We start from the raw sequence: 16,199 nt of genomic DNA on the forward strand, positions 1-16,199 counted from the left end.
GCTTCCCCTTTCTGCATTTCGTGCCTGCGGCCGCACTTCTCACAATTGTGCTAAAACCGTGATGATGAGAAGATTTTGAGCTTTTCTATCATACCTGCTTCATTTGGGGTATCAATGGAGAAGAGCGGACGTTGGAGAGGGACGTCCGTTCAACGTTTCTAACCCGTCTTTCCGCCGCGAGCAGACTTGCCGCCGGTTTTTTTGCGAGAAGTACGTTTTGCTCCGGACTTGCGTCCGCGTGCGGAAGCTTTTTTCTCCTTGCCGGGGCAATCATAGTTGGGACAGAGTTTCCAAGGTCCTCTCTGCGTATTGACAATAACCATAGGCGCGCCGCAATCAGGACACGTCTCATCCGTACGCTCAAGCTTGCCACGCGCCGGCAGCGGATAGCTGGTGCCGCACTCCTCATAGTTGGTACAGCGGATAAAACGCTTACCCGTGCGCTCGGACTTATGCGCCACCAAATCCCCCTGTTTGCCCAATGCCTTACAGACGGGACATTCTCCTACCAGAAGATCGGGTTCCGCGTTTGTGGGACATGCCGGATTAACGCACATTTCGTACGCGCGCTGACGGAATGGTTGTACCTTAATGCGCGGAGCGCCACACTCAGGACACACCCCCGCGTCTCCCTCAAGAGGCTCAATGCGCCCTTGCGGCAGCGGATAGGTAACCTCGCATTCAGGCCAACCCATGCAGCCGACAAAACTGCCCCGGGTCTTGACTGAAGTTTTAACCACCAGGTCCTTTCCACACTGAGGACATACGCCAATTTTCGCGTCCGCCGTCACAGCGTCCGCGATGGCTTCGGAAAGGTCATCCTTATGGTCAATCAGCGCGTCGATCATATCAGCTAAAAGCGCTCGGGAGTGAGTTACTACGCCGTCGCGCGTATCCTTGCCTTCGGAGACCTTTGTCATGTCTTCTTCCAGCTCAGCTGTCATATCTGGCGTGGTGATACGCGGCGCGAACCGCATAAGAGCGTCAATGATCGCTATGCCAAGCTGACTTGGCTCAACGGGATCGTTTTTGAGATATTTACGCTGGTACAGCGTATCAATAATTGAAGCGCGCGTCGCCTTGGTGCCGAGGCCGCGCCTTTCCATCTCTTGAATGAGCCTGCCTTGGCTGTAGCGAGCGGGCGGTTCAGTCTGCTTCGCGTCAAGAGCAAGATTTGTTACCTCAACAGTCTCACCTTGAGCCAATTCAGGAAGCTGATCGTCCTTTTTAAGTCCAAAGGGATATATCGCGCGAAAGCCCTTCTCGGCAAGGACCGTTCCATTTGCCACAAACGGCTGACCGGCAATATCAAGCGTGACCTTAGTGCCCGCAATGGTAGCAGGTCCCATCAGCGTCGCCAGAAAGCGGCGGGCAATGAGGTTGTATAGTTTCCACGCGGCAGGCTGCAGTTTGTTTGGATCGGCCGCGGCCGTCGGATAGATGGGCGGATGGTCCGTGGATTCCTGCTTGCCACGGGTGGCATGAAGCGTTCCTTGAGCGAGAAGTGTTTTGCACACCCCGGCATACTGAGGCACCGCCGAAAGCGCGCGGACACAGCCTCGCAAATCGAGCGAGGCCGGATAGACCGTGTTATCAACACGCGGATACGAAATCAGGCCGTCCATATACAGTGATTCCGCAAGGCGCATAGTCCGCGCGGGTGAAAGACCTTCGGACGCCGCCGCGGCCTGCAAGGACGTTGTATTGAACGGCGCCGGAGGCTGCTGCTTGCGAGACTTTGACTCAACGCGCACCACAGTGGCCGAACGCTGTCCATCCACTGCGTCAAAAGCAGCCGCTGCCTCTTTTTTGTTCCAAAAGCGTAACGTGGCGTGAGTAATTTTGAAGCTCTCGTCCTTGTCGCCATCGGAAGGGTGCGCCTCGCCAGAAATGACCCAGTAGTCTTCCGGCTTAAAAGCAAGACGCTCACGCTCGCGCTCAACAACCAACGCTAATGTTGGTGTCTGCACGCGACCAGCAGAGCGCGTATTGCCCAGACCTCCGAAACGAGCGCATGTCAGATAACGCGTCAGTACAGCGCCCCAGATAAGATCGATAAACTGACGGGATTCACCTGCGGCGGCAAGGTCGTAGTCAAGGTCAACGAGGTTGTCGAAGGCGGTATCAATTTCATATTTGGTAAACGCTGAGTACCTCGCGCGAGATATGGGCACATCCGGATTGACGGAAAGCACCTGCGCGAGGGCGTCGGAGCCAATAAGCTCTCCCTCGCGGTCAAAGTCCGTAGCGATAATAACGGCGTCTGATTTTTTCGCCAGATTTTTCAGGGCGCGGATAATCTCTTTTTCCGCCGGCTGCTTTTCCACCGGAGCCCAAATAAGATATGGAAGGCTTGGAATCTTCCAGCCTTTGAGGTCGATGCCGTTCTTAAGATAGGGCTTGCGCTTTTCCGTATACGGAGGGCGAGCCAGGCCGTCAGGCACGTCAACAGGAATGTGCGCGCCCTTATCGGTTGCGCCATACCAACCCTCGTCTTTGTCAAAAAGGAGCTGCGCGGGAAAATCGGGTTGCAAAATGTGGCCGCGCAAACCGATGGCTACATACTCCTCTCCACCTTTTCTGAAACGGTAAACGGGAGTGTTGTAGATCTTATCAGCCTCGGGTTTGCCAGATTCAGACAGAAGACGGGCGATTTGCTGGGCCGCGTCGTTTTTCTCGGTAACTATTACAATCAAGGAAATGCCTTTCTCAACGCCTTGTCATACATCTTGGCAGATTGGCTCCATCAAAGCAGCCCATAGGCGTCTGATTAGTCACGATTCGCATATTCTTCACGCGTCCACTTTAAGGCCGCTTTGCCGTCTCGCGCAATGATGACAGAACGCGCCACACCAAGCGCTACCTCATACAGCAAAATGAGAGCCGCAAACATAAGCGCCATGGTAACAGGCGAGGCGTCAGGCGTCACAACCGCCGACAGGACAAGAAGTCCCACATATACATAGCGCCACTGTTCGCGAAGTGTTTTGTACGGCACAAGGTGAAGGATAGCGAGGTAGAAAATGACCAGCGGCAGCTGAAACGCAATGCCAAATCCAATCTCAAACATGATGATAATGCTGAGATAGTCCTCCGCCTCGTTGAGCGTAGAGGCAAATTCGGTGGATTGCTGAATGAGCCAGCCAAAAGCGGTGTTGAGGATAATGAAATAGCAGAAAATCATGCCGAAGAAGAACAAAAATACCATGGCAGCAACGGTAGGAACCACCCAGCGCCTTTCCTTCTCGTTAAGAGCCGGAAGGAAAAACGCCATAACTTCCCAGATAATAATGGGCGTACAGATAATAAACGCGAAGAAAAACGCTACTTTGAAACGAATCGAGAAGCCACCCAAGACCGAAAGGACAGTCAGCGTTCCGCCCGTTAAAAATTCGCGGATAGGATTGGTGAGAACCTCAATCAACGCGGGCGTCGCGAAATACACCACAATAGCGGTCACAAATACAGACACCACCACAATAGTCAAGCGACGGCGGAGTTCGCCAAGGTGGTCCATCAAAGGCATGCGAGCCGGAGTAATAGGCATACTGATCGAAGACAGGATTACTCCTGATCTTCACCCTCCTCCCCAGATGTAGCGGATTTGGCGGAAGCGTTTGCGTCCGCGGGCGCCTCTGACGTGTCTTCTGAGGCGGGACGGGCTTTCTTTTTGGCGTCGTTTTGCGCACGAGAAGAACGTCTATCTCCCAAATTGTAGAGATCGCGCGCGGTGTTTTCCTTTTTTGCAGGCTCAGACGAGGCTTCAGAAGCCGCTTTAGGTTTCGCTTCAGGTGCCACTTCGGGCACCGCTTCAGAGCGCGATTCGGTATCCGGCTCCGCGGCGGGGACATTGTCGGGTGCAACGTCCGCTGCGGGAGCTTGCGTCGCTTCTGCTTCCTGGTTCTTCTCGGCAGCTTCACGCTCCGCCTTAAGGCGGGCACGACGCTCAGCAAACGTTTCTTGCTTTGGCGCGTCTGAATCAAGATCAGAATCATCGGACGCGGCGGAACGGAGTTTTTCGGAACGCTTTGGTTTTTCGTTCAAAGCGTCAGCCGCCGGATCCAAAAGATCGGATTGGACTACTTTATTGAACCCTTCCTGGGCATTTCTGAACTGGCGCAGCGCTCGTCCAAGCGTGCGACCCATGCCAGGCAGTTTGTCAGGCCCGAAAACTAAAAACGAAAAGAGCAAGATTAAAACGAGCTCTGTCTCACCAATACCAAACACGTCTTTAACCCTTTCGGATCATCGTCTTTCATCGTCAGCGCAAACATGCAAATCTTCCGAAACCCCAAGAAGATCAAACACACGCGCCACATTTTTTTGAGGATGAGCAACTGTAAAGGTTGCCCCAGTCTCGTGGGCACGATGCGCGGCTCCCACTAAAACACCAATACCCGTTGAGTCAATATACGAAACATCCGTAAAGTCTATCTCAACTTTCGCGGATCTGTCGGCCAGCGCGCTTTCAAGCGCCGTGCGGAGTTCAGCGGCATTTGAGACGTCAACTTCTCCCGCAACCTGAATGAGCATATGTTCCGCTTCCTGCGTAGTTGTAATATCGAGAGCCATTGTTCCCCCTTCTGTGGCGATATCCTCAAAGATTCTTCGAGAACATATTTTTCGAGAACGTATAAGAGTTGTAGTGTACCCCTTAGTGTCATCCTTACTTGGCGTCGAGCAGCTTTTGCGCTATGGGTCGGACGTTTTGCGATCCGTCAGCATCGGCCTCAACCGCCTTTTGAAGCGCAGCGTCAGCATCGTCCGCATTTCCCATCTTCAGATAAATCATGCCAAGGTTAAGCCATGCCAGCGCGCAGTCGGGAGACTTCCCGGTCAGCGCCTTAAGAGCTTCAACGGCGCCGTTCTCATCGCCAGACTGAAATTGTGCGATGGCGCGATCTGCACGGACTTCATCTGAATCGCTTTTTGCAAGATAGGTATCATACTCGCTGAGCGACTTGGTAATATACTCATCAGCCTGCTGCTTTACGGTATCGTCTGAGGCAATCTTGCGGAGCTCAACTCCCCAATTCAAATGCGTTTGCGCAAGCTTCAGCACTGCCGCAAGATTGTCGGGGTTATCGGTAATCTCATCGCTGAGCTCCTGAACCTGAGCGGAATACTTCGCATTGACCGCGTCCGGCGTAGACGCCTCTTGTCCAGATTTAGACGAGCTTGTCTTGGTCACGGTTGTCTGAGAATTGCTCCTGCCAAAAATCATCGCCAGTGAGGGAATCATCATTGAAAGGGCGATAAAGAGCGAGAATATACCGACCGCAATCTTTTTTCCCATCGACATGCGGCGCGAACCACCGCCGTCGCGTTTTGCCTTTTCGTTCGCGCTATCTTTCGCAGCTTGAATTTCATCGGCCTCCGTACGGGCTTTGGAGCTGCGCGTATTTCTCGTATGTCCTGATGCCTTTTTTGGCATGAATAACACCTCTCATGGTTTCAAAACACCTCGGGCGAATGACGCCGGCTGTACACTGACTGTTCAGAGTACGACAGATTGCGCATTCGCGAAAGCCCGCAAAACCTCTGTAGAAAATTCTACAGAACTCAACGGTCTCCAAAAGCGTACTGCCCCCTGTCAACTTTCGCCAATCGCGCGGCCACCTGCTTGACCGCGATGACAAATACGTCAAGCGCTTGGGAAAGCTCTTTCAGGCTGGGATAACTTGGGGCAATACGAATATTGGAGTCAAAAGGATCGTTGCCTGACGGCCAGGTAGCTCCTGCAGACGTCAGCTTCACGCCCATCTCACGCGTCCGGGACACAATAGCGCGAGCAGAGCCGACAGGCCCGTTAAACGATACAAAATAGCCACCCTTTGGATGCGACCATGCAGCCACGGCGAGCTTACCCAAACCGTCCGTCAGCTTACGTTCTACCAGCTCAAAGCGAGGGCGTAAAAGTTCCGCATGACGCTCCATATGCGCCTCAAGGCCCGCCCTGTCCTTGAGAAAGCGCACATGCGCAAGCTGCAACAGCTTTTCCGGCGACACGCGCCGCACCGAGAAGGACGCGCGTATCTCCTGAATGTCCTTCTCGGAAGCACACATCCAAGCCATACCCGACGATGGGAACGTCACTTTAGCGGTGGAGGCGAACTCAATGATAAGATCATCTCTGCCCGCCTGAGCAAGGGCGTCAAAGATATTCATCAAGGGCGCGCAGGTCTCACCGGGCCGCGCAAATGTATGATACGCGTACGCGTTGTCCCACATAACGCGAAAGTCCGGCGCCGCAGGGCGAAGCGAGGCAAAGGCGCGCACAACCTCATCGGAGTAACTGACGCCCGAAGGGTTCGCAAAGCGCGGCACGCACCACACGCCTTTAACGGTAGAATCGCCCTCCACAAGCATGCGCACGTACTTCATATCGGGGCCGTGCTCAGTCATGGGCACCGGAACGTTTTCGAAGCCATAATACTCGGTAATACGAAAATGACGGTCATATCCCGGAACCGGACAAAGGAACTTGAGCTTCTCGCCGGGATGCGCAGCTGCAAGCTCAGACGCCTGCTGCGCCCATGGCTTTTGGCCGGCAATACCGTGCGTATATGCCATATCAAGCACGTCATGCATAAGATTCAGGCTTGAAGAACCGGCGACAATGACCTGCGCAGGATCAACGCCCAACAGCTCAGCCGCGAGCGCGCGGGCAGACGGCAGGCCATCGGGGTCTCCGTAATTGTCCGCAAACGAAGCTCCATCCGTAAGGTCAGACGCAGAAGTTAGCAAATCGAGCAAGGGACGTGACAGCGCCGTCTGCTCAGGACTCGGCTTGCCGCGCGCCATATCAAGCGCCAGATGCTTCTCTGAAACCTCCTGTGCTTCTTTTCCGATTGCTTCAAGCGCCGCGTTGAGTTCGGCATCACTCATCAGCTGATAGGCGTTCGCTTGCTGCGGAAGCATGTGCTGAAAAAGTTCTTGATCTAGCTTGACTGGCATAGTATCCCCCTTTGAACCATATACAGAAGTATAGAGGGGAGATAGGACAACAATCAGCTCAGTCTCAAAAAGCTGGTAGACTGTCACGCAAGGATTGTGATTGGAGGAGCTATGGCTAAACCGGGTGTTCGCGCGGACGCGTATGGCGATCTGCAGCGATTGGTCGATAACGTATACAAACGCTCTCCTTCAGGCTTCGTTTCAAACATCGATGTCTTAGTTCGGGCGGAAATTGACGACCTTAACGCTGACCTTCTCGAAGTCATTAACCTTATCCCATCAGGCAGATACAAGCGCGCTACGCTCTGCGACCAGATAAACTCCATTGTGACCGCTCACGGCTGGGGCTACACATACGGCACCGTAGAATAAGCTTACTTTTTTGACGACTTGCTTTTCTCGCCTAAAGTCTTATGTACATGAACGGCGTCAACAATGCGAATAAAGACAATTCCCAACAGGCCAGCAACGAACGATCCGGCGAGAATGGCGCATTTGGCGGCGAGGATATCCTGAGGATTGTTGAATGCAAGACCGGAGATAAGAATCGACATGGTAAAGCCAAGGCCACCCATAAGACCAACGGCTATGACCTGCGTCCAGCTCACGCGCTTCGGAAGCTTGCAGACGCCAAGCTTAACTAGAACCAGCGTGGTAAGAATGATGCCTGCGGGCTTGCCAAAGATAGCGCCGAAAAACGTACCATAGGCTACGGGATTAGCGATGATGGCGCCGAAATCAGAACCCATAAGCGTCACCTGAGCATTTGCGAAGGCAAACAATGGCAGGATAAGAAAGTTGACCGGCACAGAAATATAGCGCTCAACTCGCTGCAGAGGCGGCGTCACATGATGCATGACCTGCTCGACACGAAGAGCCCCGCGCGTAAAGTCATGCTGACCCAAAATGTGATGCTCATCGTCATAGTTGGCGTTAAGGTCGCGGGCACGGCTTTCAAGCCAGCCGCCCAGATTATTCAGCCGAACGTCAGAGCGGCTTGGCAGGAAAAACGCCAGAATAACGCCAGCAAGTGTCGCGTGGATACCTGAGTGATACATACAGACCCAAAGAACCAGTCCGGCAACGAGATACGGCGCCGATGTGTACAGCTTCATGCGGCTCATGCCCCATAGAATCAATATGACTCCAAGCGCCGCCGCGCACCACGCGATACTGGGTGTCTGACCGTAAAACAAAGCGATAACCACAATAGCAAGGATGTCGTCGGCAATGGCCAAGGTCTGAAAAAATACCTTAGTTTGAGAAGAAATGCGATTTCCAAGCAAACTCATAACGCCAAGGGCAAAGGCGATGTCGGTAGCAATGGGCGTAGCCCATCCGTGCATGGCGCCGCCATAGTTGCAAAGCAGGTACACGCAGGCGGGAACTACCACGCCGCCGGCGGCCGCCAGCATCGGAAGCATCGCCTGACGAGGGCGGCGAAGTTGTCCTACCGTAACTTCATACTTGAGCTCGATACCAACAAGCAGGAAAAAGATGGCCATCAAGAAATCATTGACAAACGTTTCAAACGACATATGAGCCGCAAATACGCCTACCTGAACAGAGAGCTCCCACTCAAAGAACTTCTCAACAGCCTCATGAGCGGGTGAGTTGGCTACCACAAGCGCAACGAGCGCAGCCATAACCATGACAGCCGCGGCAATCGTTCCATTTGACGTGAATTTACGCACCTCCGTGCGGTATTCGATTCTTTTAACAACAGCCGGCTCGCCGTAAATACTTGACATGTCCAACCTATCTGGCCTGGGAAATGTAAAAACGCTCGGCATTCAGTTTACCATGCGTTTACGGATACCCGCCGTTTTCCTCTTTTTGTACCGGGACATATTGGGTAGAGTTGTCATAAGATATATCGGTGTTTTACCGTTATATTGAGTTGCATCAACATCTTACGGTTTCATTTTTTATGAAACTTTCATAGTTGACGGGTTGGAGCGATCTATGGCCGAGAAAAGAATTGCCATTCTTACCGATTCGGGCACCAATACGCCGGCGGAGTTTATAGCCGCGCACGACATCCGCGTAGCTCCCCTCCGTATCAATTATTCTGACGGCAGCTCCTATGAGTCAATGGTCGACATTACCCCAGAACAGCTGGCCGCCCGCTTTGATGAAGAAATCCCCAGCACTTCCCTGCCCTCGCCGGAAACGATTCGCTCACTTTTTGAAGATGCCAAGGCCGCAGGCTACGACGCCGCGATTTTCGTGTGCATCTCTTCAGGACTCTCGGCAACATGCGATACTGTCCGCATGATTGCTGATGACATCTCAGACTTTCCTATTACGGTCGTTGATACTAAAAACATCGGCGTCGCGGCCGGATTGATTGTCATTGAAGCGGTTCGACTGATAGAGGCGGGCGTCCCTTACGAGCAAATCGGCGAAAAACTTGAAGAAGCTTCCCGAAAGACGCATGTATTCTTTTCTGTTCCGGCCCTAGACTTCCTGCGCAAAGGAGGACGCATCAGCGAAGCGGTCTATCGCATCGGATCCGTACTTAACATTAAGCCCGTTCTTACATGCGAGCCAAATGGCAAATACGGCATTGCCAAACGCACCCGCGGCTGGGAAAAATCCCTCAAGGGCGAAGTTGCGCTCGTAGCAGATGAGGCCAAAAAGCACGCGCAGGTACACCTGGCCATTTCATGTTCAGCGCCCAGCCTCATGTACGCTGAAATGAAAGAACGCTTGCGGCAAGAAATTCCCAATATCATCGACTTCATAACCGCCGACATAGGACCGGATCTCTTGGTTCACACCGGCCCCGGCCTCGTGGGCATTGGCGTACAAGGCGTTGACTAGCAGATCATTTGGCTGGCAGGCGCTTGTACACCCACGGGTAAAACGTCGCTCCATAGAACGTTATCTATAGCTAGTACTTTGTGATGTCGAGCTTTCCGTCATTGTACTCAGCTAAATACACTTCGGCAGGCGACAGAATACCTTGACGCTTGAGTTCGTTTTCAAGCCAGTCCTCCGCTAAATCCAACGCGTCAAGAATATTCTCCTGTACCTGTCCGTCAGTAATAAGCGGAAAACGTGGGCTTTGCTCACCATGCTGCACAATAATAAGCTGACCGTTCTGCTCAAGAATAGCGCGCTTGACATCGGAGGTGTAGTTTACTCCAGCTTGACGCAGTTTAAGCGAGATGTCATAGGCGGTCAGACCCGCCTTGCGGCAATTTTCTACCAACAGATTGCCTCTGTCGATAACAATGATGGGCTTACCGTCAATAACATGCTTCACCAGCATGTTATTGGTGCGCAGCCAGCGAAGCGTCATCACAAGGATAAGCCAGATGAGAAGTACCAGCGTATACTGCAAAATAGTAATAGAGCTGTTATAAATCATGCCGCCAACAATACCGCCGAGAACAAAGTTCTGAACCTGATCAATGGCGGCTGTAGGGGCAAGATTTCCCTTGCCACTTACATTGATGGCAAGGACGAGTGAAAATAAGCCGATGATGAGCTTAATGGCAACTTCCAGATAAAAGTTCATGCAACTACTCCTCAACGTGGCGAATATCGGTGCCTACTAAATCAACGCGTTCAAGCACATAGCCCCTCTCGCCATTCTTCAAGATGCGATAATATTTGCCGTCTACCTCTATATATGACTGATTGCCCTTCTCATCAAGAGCCACATAAACCTTGCCGGTATCAACGTTCATAGTACGGGCGATACTCTCCTGCGACGATACAACCGCTGAATAGTGTTTGTTCACCCGATCAACTTCCATAACGCGATCGAGTTGCAGTAGACCCAGAAAAATCAGCGAAAAGAGGGCGATAAGGGCGAGCTCTCGATACTTTGAATTTTGACGGTCCCGAAAATAATGTACGAGCGCAAACACCAGCAGAAGCGCAACAAGCGCAAAAAGAATCGCCTGAGTCCAATCAAGCGTACTTGCTCGATGAACCAGATAATCATGGGAGTAGAACTCCATATTCCCCGCTTTCTTACAACGCTCTCCTCAGCACAAGAATTCAACATGATGATAGGTTGTCGGAAAGCCGGAACGCAAAAAGGCGAGTGGCTATACGACCACCATCAACAACAATAACAACACGACAGACAATTAAACGCTAAAACGCTACCCGATAAACGCTCTTGCCTCCCAGGAAAGTTTCCTCAAGGGTGAGATCCTTACCTAAAATAATAAAGTCCGCATCATATCCCGGACGGATATATCCGCAAACGTCATCAATACCACAAGAGCAAGCGGGCTGTTCGGAAGCCATGCGAATGGCTTCTTCCGCCGTTACGATGCCCCAGTCATATACATTTTTAAGCCCTTGGAAAAGCCGGAGAATAGAGCCGGCAAGACTATGCGAGGCGTCTGTCAGACGAGCCGTGCCATCTTTTACGATAACAGGAAAATCACCCAAGGTATAATCGCCGTCAGGCATGCCTCCCGCACGCATACAGTCGGTAATGAGCACAGTGTGATCAGCGCCCTTGGCATTGATCAAAGCTCGAACCGCCACAGGAGTGACATGATGACCATCGCATATGACCTCAGCATACGTACCGTGCGTCGTCATAGCGGCACCGACCATGCCGGGTTCGCGATGGTGCAGGCCTCTCATGCCGTTATAAGTATGAACGAAAATGTCAGCACCCGCGTTCATACAAGCAAGCGCCTGATCATAGGTCGCGTCAGAATGGCCCAGCGCCACATGAATACCGCGGTCAGCCATCTCTTCACAGAACTCCGGCGCGCCCTCACGCTCGGGAGCAATAGCAATCTTTGAAATCCACCCGCGAGCACGCTCTTGCCATTCATCAAAAATATCGGCATCGGGATCAAGGAAATACGCGGGGTTTTGAGCGCCCTTGTACTTCTCGGTAAAAAACGGCCCCTCCAAAAAGATACCTTGGATGCGAGCGGCGTCAATGCCATTGGCGTCGATACCGTCTACAGCATCGGCAACGGATTCGCAAGCGTTTCCGGTCTGCTCGATGGACGCGGTAAGCGTCGTAGGCAGCCATGAAGTAACGCCGTTGGAAAGCAGTCCCTTGGCAATCTCAATAACGCCATCAGGATCACAATCCATCACGTCGTGGTCAAGGTAGCCGTGAATATGCGTGTCAACCAGTCCGGGAGCCACCCAGCTGCCGGTGTAGTCCAAAATTTCGCAGCCGGGTTCCTCGACAGTAAATTGGCCAAAAACGCCATCTTCAACCATAAGATATCCGGGACCGATCGGAGCGCCGGGAAGGAAAAACATATCCGCCTTAAGAGCATACGTACTCATAATCGTCTCCTTTGGACGTTCAGAGGTAGGCTTACACCTCAAACGGATGAATCGTAACCCCTTTGACCACACGATTCACAGTGCCGGACGGCGAAGGGGTATCAGGAGTATTCCCTACACGAACGGAATTCAACAGGGCAATCGTCTGGGCGACAAGGACAAACGGCAACGCCAGATAGGCCGCGGGCAGACCCTCTGCTCCCATCGGAAGCGTGAAGGACGCGCCAGTAAACGAGCCTGCCCCCTCTTGCTGAATGCCCACGGTAAGCGCGGCAATCCCATCGCCGGAGATCTCATTCAAAATGTCAACGTCATACTGACGCGTATAGGGATCGTTTGCCACAAAAACAAACACGAGCGTTCGGGCGTCTACAAAGGACTTCGGCCCGTGACGGTATCCCATCGAAGAATCAAATGATGTGGCGTCTTTTCCCGCGGCCAGCTCCAGCACCTTGAGCTGCGCTTCGCGTGCAAGACCCATGAAGGGGCCGGACCCCAGATATGTAATACGGTCAAAATCCGTCTTGAGCCAGGCGGCTATCTCATCTTCGCGCGCGATGACGTTACGTCCAAGCGCCGACGCATCAGCCACCCACACCGCCTTCCTCGCAACGTCTGATTGGTCGAATATAAGCGTAGCGAGAAGCGCCATGCAGCTGAAAGATCCTGTCATGGCAAAGCCCTGATCGTTTGCATCCGGAATCAAAAGCGTCAGCGCGTTGGAGTCTCTCTCAGCCTCAACGGCGAGCTTACCCTCAGGCGCGCACGTGATGTTAATGAGTAGCAGCTTCTTTACGAGAGTTTTTGCTATGTTCACAGCCGCAAGGCTCTCTGGGCTGTTGCCGGAACGAGCAAACGACACCAGCACCGTAGGGTCGTCCGCGTCAAGCGAACCGTACGGATCAGAAACGATATCGGTCGTTGCTACCGATGCAAACTCAAACGCGTCAGTATCGCCAAAGCGCCGCAGGTACGGCGTAATGGTATCGCCAACATACTGAGATGTGCCGGCGCCCGTAAAGACAACTCGGGTACGGCGCGCGCCTCCGAGGTCACGGGCAGACGCGAGAAACTCATCGATTTTCTCGCGATTGTTCAAGTAGATATCAAGCGTGCCTTCCCAGAGGTCAGGCTGCTGCTTAATCTCGCTCGTGGTAATTTCCGCACCAAGAGCCTCAAGCTCGGCGGTTGTTGTGTCAAACATCAATATCCCCTTTGTTTAACTGCGGACATGCACCACTTTGTAGTGGAACTGGTCTGCCCGCGCCACGGAGAGCGTAAACTCAACGATTGTATTGTGGTCATTATAGGTAGTGCGCTCCAAGTTAAGCACCGGCGCGCCCTCAGGTATATCCAGCTGCTCCGCATCGCTCTGTTTTGCGATAGAGGCCTTAAACTCCTCCTCCGCATAGCGGATAGCAACGTCATATTCGGTTTCCATAATGTGATAGAGCGAGTTATGCTCCAGATTTTTTCTCGTAAGCGATAAGAACTGCGAAACGGGAACGTAGGTAGTCTCAAGCATCATAGGCACATCATCAGCCAAACGAAGGCGTTTAATGCGGTAGGCCTTATCGCCAAGAGACAAACGCATATGCTGCGCGAGATACTTGTTCGCCTCAACAATCTCAAATTCCAAAATAACCGTTTTCGGGACACGTCCAAGCTCGCGCTGCTGGTCCGTGAAACTGTAGCCGGCGGCAAGGTCAGTCACGCGGCCGGACTGATCCGCCACAAAGGTACCGCGACCGTGCTGCCGATAAATAAGACCAATGCGCTCAAGCTCTCGCAGGGCTAAGCGCACGGTAGTACGGGAAAGGCCATAACGCTCGGAGAGATCGCGCTCTGAGGGAATCATATCATCGGGACCAAGATCATTTTCGATATGTTCGCGCAGCGTGTTAGCCAGCTGGCTGTAAAGGGGTTGTTTTCCTGTAAGTAGGGTCATGAAATCCTTCAATCAGCAACATATGTCCGTAGCTCATACCTCATAGCGGCCACCAAACGGCTGCCCGAGCGCTTCGGACAGCCGTTTGATTGACTTTAGTTTAACCCCAAATGTAGGGCCAGATACCAAAGCCTGAACCGAGAAGAGCGATAACCAAAAGCAGTACAATGCACTTGATGGGAGTCCAGTTTCGCTTAGCCATCAGGAAGTACAGAAGCATGGTCAGCGCCAGCGGAATAAGCTTCGGGCAAACGCCGTCAAGAATCTTCTGCAGATCAATGGTAACGGGACTGGTAACATCTTGAGCAACGGTCACAACATTGGCGCCGTTGCCAATCGGATTGATGCCGGTCATACCATCGTTACCGTCAGCCGTCTTGCCGCCGATGAAGGTCACCTTTGTCGGGTCTTCCTTATACGCCGCATACGAACCCTCGGCAAAAATCTGCTCATCGTACTTACCTGTTGCCAGCTGTTCGTCGGTAAGCGTCGCCTGAGACAGCGCGGTGCTGTGCGTCTCACCGTTAGGAATCTTGTAGCCGAGCTTAGTGCCGCCGTAGCAGACAACCAGGCAGCCGACAACAAAGACGCCCAGGATAGACGCGGCGCGGGTAAACTCTTTGGCGTTCTCCGTCAAGAGCGTGATGGCGTCGGTGCCCATCTTATACGACAGGTTCATCAGCCAGTAGCGAATAGCAAACTGCGCAAGATTGAAGATGATAAGGAACAGGAAGGGCGCGAACACATTGCCGGTAATGGCCATGTTTGAAGTGATGCCAGCTGTAATGGGCACAAGCGTAAACCAGAACAGAGCGTCACCGATGCCGCCGAGCGGTCCCATGGCAGAAACGCGGACGGCGCGGATGGTGGGAATGTCCACCTTGTTCTGCTCAAGGGAGAGCACGATGCCCATGACAAACGTCACGAGGAAGGGGTGGGTGTTGAAGAACTCAAGGTTGTGGCTCATAGACGCGGCCAGGTCGTCCTTGTTGTCTCCGTGGATCTTCTCGAGGCCCGGAAGAATACCGTACAGCCAGCCGGCAGCCTGCATTCTCTCGTAGTTAAATGATGCCTGGAGGAAAAGAGAGCGCCACACCATCTTGTTGAGGGTCTTTTGATCAAGCTGATCAGCAGGCGCGGTATTTTGATAGGTATCAGGAATATTAAATGCCATCTTCAACGTCACCTCCCATAACAGCAGGAGCTGCATGCTTTACCTTGGTCTGAACCTGATAATCCCAGAACGCGATGCCAAAGCCGATAAGGGCCAGCAGCAAGAGCGCGGGACCGGAAAGCTCGGGAATGCTGACGAATACGATTGCGGCCGCAAATCCCATAAGGAAGAATCCCCACAGCTCGCGAGAGGCCATAACTTTCAAAAGGATGGCAAAGCCGACAAAGCGCATCATACCGCCGGCAACGGAGAGTCCGTTCATGAGCCACTTTGGAATGGCTTCGGTCAACTGCTTGCCAAAGGCCGCTCCGCCGAGGAAGAACAGCGTCACGATAACGCCGAAGAAAAGGCCGAGAGCTGCCATGGCGCCGTAGTTGATGCGGGTGATGCCTTTGGGATCCGCTTCCGCCGCGTAACCGTCAGCCTTTGCCATGACAGGAGACATCACGGTAAAGATAATGGTGACGGCATACTGGCCAAGAAGCGAAAACGGGATAGCCGCAGCGACAGCAGCCATCGGTTCAAGCTTGGTGGTAATGGCAAAGACAGCCGCCATGATACCGCCGATAACGGGGTTGGGCGGCTGAGCGCCACCGACAGGCATGTTACCGATGGTCATGAGCTGGTAGGTACCGCCAACGATAAGACCGGTCTGAACATCGCCGAGAATCAATCCAACCAGAAAGCCGGTAACGATTGGCTGGTAAAGAGACTCGAGGAAGCTGAACTGATCAATGCCGGCGATAAATGCGACAATGAAGATAAGAAGCACCTGAAGCGGGCTTACATCCATCTTAACTCCTCCTTTCAAACCTGCTGACAATGCCGGAGACA

At 52.9% G+C, this 16,199-nt stretch carries 16 protein-coding genes; 2 read left to right on the forward strand and 14 right to left on the reverse strand.

The genetic code is table 11. The features are described from left to right. Positions 1-158: 158 nt before the first annotated feature. The 6 genes from HMPREF1527_RS03410 to HMPREF1527_RS03435 all read right to left on the reverse strand — a co-directional run bounded on the left by HMPREF1527_RS03410 (position 159) and on the right by HMPREF1527_RS03435 (position 6,957). Positions 159-2,696 (reverse strand): DNA topoisomerase I, encoded by a 2,538-nt coding sequence (locus HMPREF1527_RS03410; RefSeq protein ID WP_016477303.1) that lies wholly within the window; start codon positions 2,694-2,696, stop codon positions 159-161. Positions 2,697-2,770: 74 nt separating this feature from the next. Further along, entirely contained in the window at positions 2,771-3,547 is a 777-nt protein-coding gene (tatC, locus tag HMPREF1527_RS03415; protein ID WP_016477304.1) for a twin-arginine translocase subunit TatC, read from the reverse strand. Positions 3,548-3,564: 17 nt separating this feature from the next. Beyond that, positions 3,565-4,227: a twin-arginine translocase TatA/TatE family subunit gene (locus HMPREF1527_RS03420; protein WP_016477305.1), complete on the reverse strand. Its 663-nt coding sequence runs from the start codon at positions 4,225-4,227 to the stop codon at positions 3,565-3,567. Between the two features lie 18 nt (positions 4,228-4,245). Further along, entirely contained in the window at positions 4,246-4,572 is a 327-nt protein-coding gene (locus HMPREF1527_RS03425; protein ID WP_016477306.1) for an STAS domain-containing protein, read from the reverse strand. Positions 4,573-4,666: 94 nt separating this feature from the next. Further along, the gene (locus HMPREF1527_RS03430) at positions 4,667-5,434 is read right to left on the reverse strand and encodes a lipopolysaccharide assembly protein LapB (RefSeq protein WP_016477307.1); all 768 of its coding nucleotides are present in this window, start codon (positions 5,432-5,434) and stop codon (positions 4,667-4,669) included. Positions 5,435-5,562: 128 nt separating this feature from the next. Beyond that, a complete protein-coding gene (locus HMPREF1527_RS03435) occupies positions 5,563-6,957 on the reverse strand; it encodes an aminotransferase class I/II-fold pyridoxal phosphate-dependent enzyme (RefSeq protein WP_016477308.1) in 1,395 nt (464 codons plus the stop codon). Positions 6,958-7,068: 111 nt separating this feature from the next. On the opposite strand from HMPREF1527_RS03435, the gene HMPREF1527_RS03440 reads away from it, so the two are divergent. Then, positions 7,069-7,329, forward strand: a complete 261-nt coding sequence (locus HMPREF1527_RS03440; RefSeq protein ID WP_016477309.1) for a hypothetical protein — start codon at positions 7,069-7,071, stop codon at positions 7,327-7,329. A gap of 2 nt (positions 7,330-7,331) precedes the next feature. Here the strand turns inward: HMPREF1527_RS03440 and nhaA are convergent, their stop codons facing one another. Next, complete coding sequence (gene nhaA, locus HMPREF1527_RS03445; RefSeq protein ID WP_016477310.1) at positions 7,332-8,708, reverse strand: Na+/H+ antiporter NhaA; 1,377 nt, start codon at positions 8,706-8,708, stop codon at positions 7,332-7,334. A gap of 214 nt (positions 8,709-8,922) precedes the next feature. On the opposite strand from nhaA, the gene HMPREF1527_RS03450 reads away from it, so the two are divergent. Then, the gene (locus HMPREF1527_RS03450) at positions 8,923-9,783 is read left to right on the forward strand and encodes a DegV family protein (RefSeq protein WP_016477311.1); all 861 of its coding nucleotides are present in this window, start codon (positions 8,923-8,925) and stop codon (positions 9,781-9,783) included. Between the two features lie 70 nt (positions 9,784-9,853). Here the strand turns inward: HMPREF1527_RS03450 and HMPREF1527_RS03455 are convergent, their stop codons facing one another. From HMPREF1527_RS03455 to HMPREF1527_RS03485, 7 genes are all read right to left on the reverse strand, one after another. Then, a complete protein-coding gene (locus HMPREF1527_RS03455) occupies positions 9,854-10,483 on the reverse strand; it encodes a DUF421 domain-containing protein (RefSeq protein WP_016477312.1) in 630 nt (209 codons plus the stop codon). Between the two features lie 4 nt (positions 10,484-10,487). Continuing rightward, on the reverse strand, positions 10,488-10,931 hold the full coding sequence (locus HMPREF1527_RS03460; RefSeq protein WP_016477313.1) for a DUF3290 family protein: 444 nt from the start codon (positions 10,929-10,931) through the stop codon (positions 10,488-10,490). A gap of 139 nt (positions 10,932-11,070) precedes the next feature. Beyond that, a complete protein-coding gene (gene nagA, locus HMPREF1527_RS03465) occupies positions 11,071-12,243 on the reverse strand; it encodes an N-acetylglucosamine-6-phosphate deacetylase (protein ID WP_016477314.1) in 1,173 nt (390 codons plus the stop codon). Positions 12,244-12,274: 31 nt separating this feature from the next. Beyond that, positions 12,275-13,447 (reverse strand): SIS domain-containing protein, encoded by a 1,173-nt coding sequence (locus tag HMPREF1527_RS03470; RefSeq protein WP_016477315.1) that lies wholly within the window; start codon positions 13,445-13,447, stop codon positions 12,275-12,277. 15 nt (positions 13,448-13,462) lie between these two features. Next, positions 13,463-14,191, reverse strand: a complete 729-nt coding sequence (locus tag HMPREF1527_RS03475; protein ID WP_016477316.1) for a GntR family transcriptional regulator — start codon at positions 14,189-14,191, stop codon at positions 13,463-13,465. A gap of 100 nt (positions 14,192-14,291) precedes the next feature. Beyond that, positions 14,292-15,365, reverse strand: a complete 1,074-nt coding sequence (locus tag HMPREF1527_RS03480; RefSeq protein WP_016477317.1) for a PTS system mannose/fructose/sorbose family transporter subunit IID — start codon at positions 15,363-15,365, stop codon at positions 14,292-14,294. Next, positions 15,355-16,158, reverse strand: a complete 804-nt coding sequence (locus HMPREF1527_RS03485) for a PTS sugar transporter subunit IIC (protein ID WP_016477318.1) — start codon at positions 16,156-16,158, stop codon at positions 15,355-15,357. Before HMPREF1527_RS03485 ends, HMPREF1527_RS03480 begins: the two co-directional genes overlap by 11 nt. Positions 16,159-16,199: the final 41 nt, after the last annotated feature.

It is taken from the genome of Atopobium sp. oral taxon 199 str. F0494, assembly GCF_000411555.1.
In the GTDB taxonomy this organism is placed as follows: Bacteria; Actinomycetota; Coriobacteriia; order Coriobacteriales; family Atopobiaceae; genus Lancefieldella.

Excerpts from the sequence above, each read along its gene's own strand:
- tatC (WP_016477304.1), bottom strand. The coding sequence starts at position 3,547 with ATGCCTATTACTCCGGCTCGCATGCCTTTGATGGACCACCTTGGCGAA.
- HMPREF1527_RS03425 (WP_016477306.1), bottom strand. The coding sequence starts at position 4,572 with ATGGCTCTCGATATTACAACTACGCAGGAAGCGGAACATATGCTCATT.
- HMPREF1527_RS03430 (WP_016477307.1), bottom strand. The coding sequence starts at position 5,434 with ATGCCAAAAAAGGCATCAGGACATACGAGAAATACGCGCAGCTCCAAA.
- HMPREF1527_RS03435 (WP_016477308.1), bottom strand. The coding sequence starts at position 6,957 with ATGCCAGTCAAGCTAGATCAAGAACTTTTTCAGCACATGCTTCCGCAG.
- HMPREF1527_RS03440 (WP_016477309.1), top strand. The coding sequence starts at position 7,069 with ATGGCTAAACCGGGTGTTCGCGCGGACGCGTATGGCGATCTGCAGCGA.
- nhaA (WP_016477310.1), bottom strand. The coding sequence starts at position 8,708 with ATGTCAAGTATTTACGGCGAGCCGGCTGTTGTTAAAAGAATCGAATAC.
- HMPREF1527_RS03450 (WP_016477311.1), top strand. The coding sequence starts at position 8,923 with ATGGCCGAGAAAAGAATTGCCATTCTTACCGATTCGGGCACCAATACG.
- HMPREF1527_RS03455 (WP_016477312.1), bottom strand. The coding sequence starts at position 10,483 with ATGAACTTTTATCTGGAAGTTGCCATTAAGCTCATCATCGGCTTATTT.
- HMPREF1527_RS03460 (WP_016477313.1), bottom strand. The coding sequence starts at position 10,931 with ATGGAGTTCTACTCCCATGATTATCTGGTTCATCGAGCAAGTACGCTT.
- nagA (WP_016477314.1), bottom strand. The coding sequence starts at position 12,243 with ATGAGTACGTATGCTCTTAAGGCGGATATGTTTTTCCTTCCCGGCGCT.
- HMPREF1527_RS03470 (WP_016477315.1), bottom strand. The coding sequence starts at position 13,447 with ATGTTTGACACAACAACCGCCGAGCTTGAGGCTCTTGGTGCGGAAATT.
- HMPREF1527_RS03475 (WP_016477316.1), bottom strand. The coding sequence starts at position 14,191 with ATGACCCTACTTACAGGAAAACAACCCCTTTACAGCCAGCTGGCTAAC.
- HMPREF1527_RS03480 (WP_016477317.1), bottom strand. The coding sequence starts at position 15,365 with ATGGCATTTAATATTCCTGATACCTATCAAAATACCGCGCCTGCTGAT.
- HMPREF1527_RS03485 (WP_016477318.1), bottom strand. The coding sequence starts at position 16,158 with ATGGATGTAAGCCCGCTTCAGGTGCTTCTTATCTTCATTGTCGCATTT.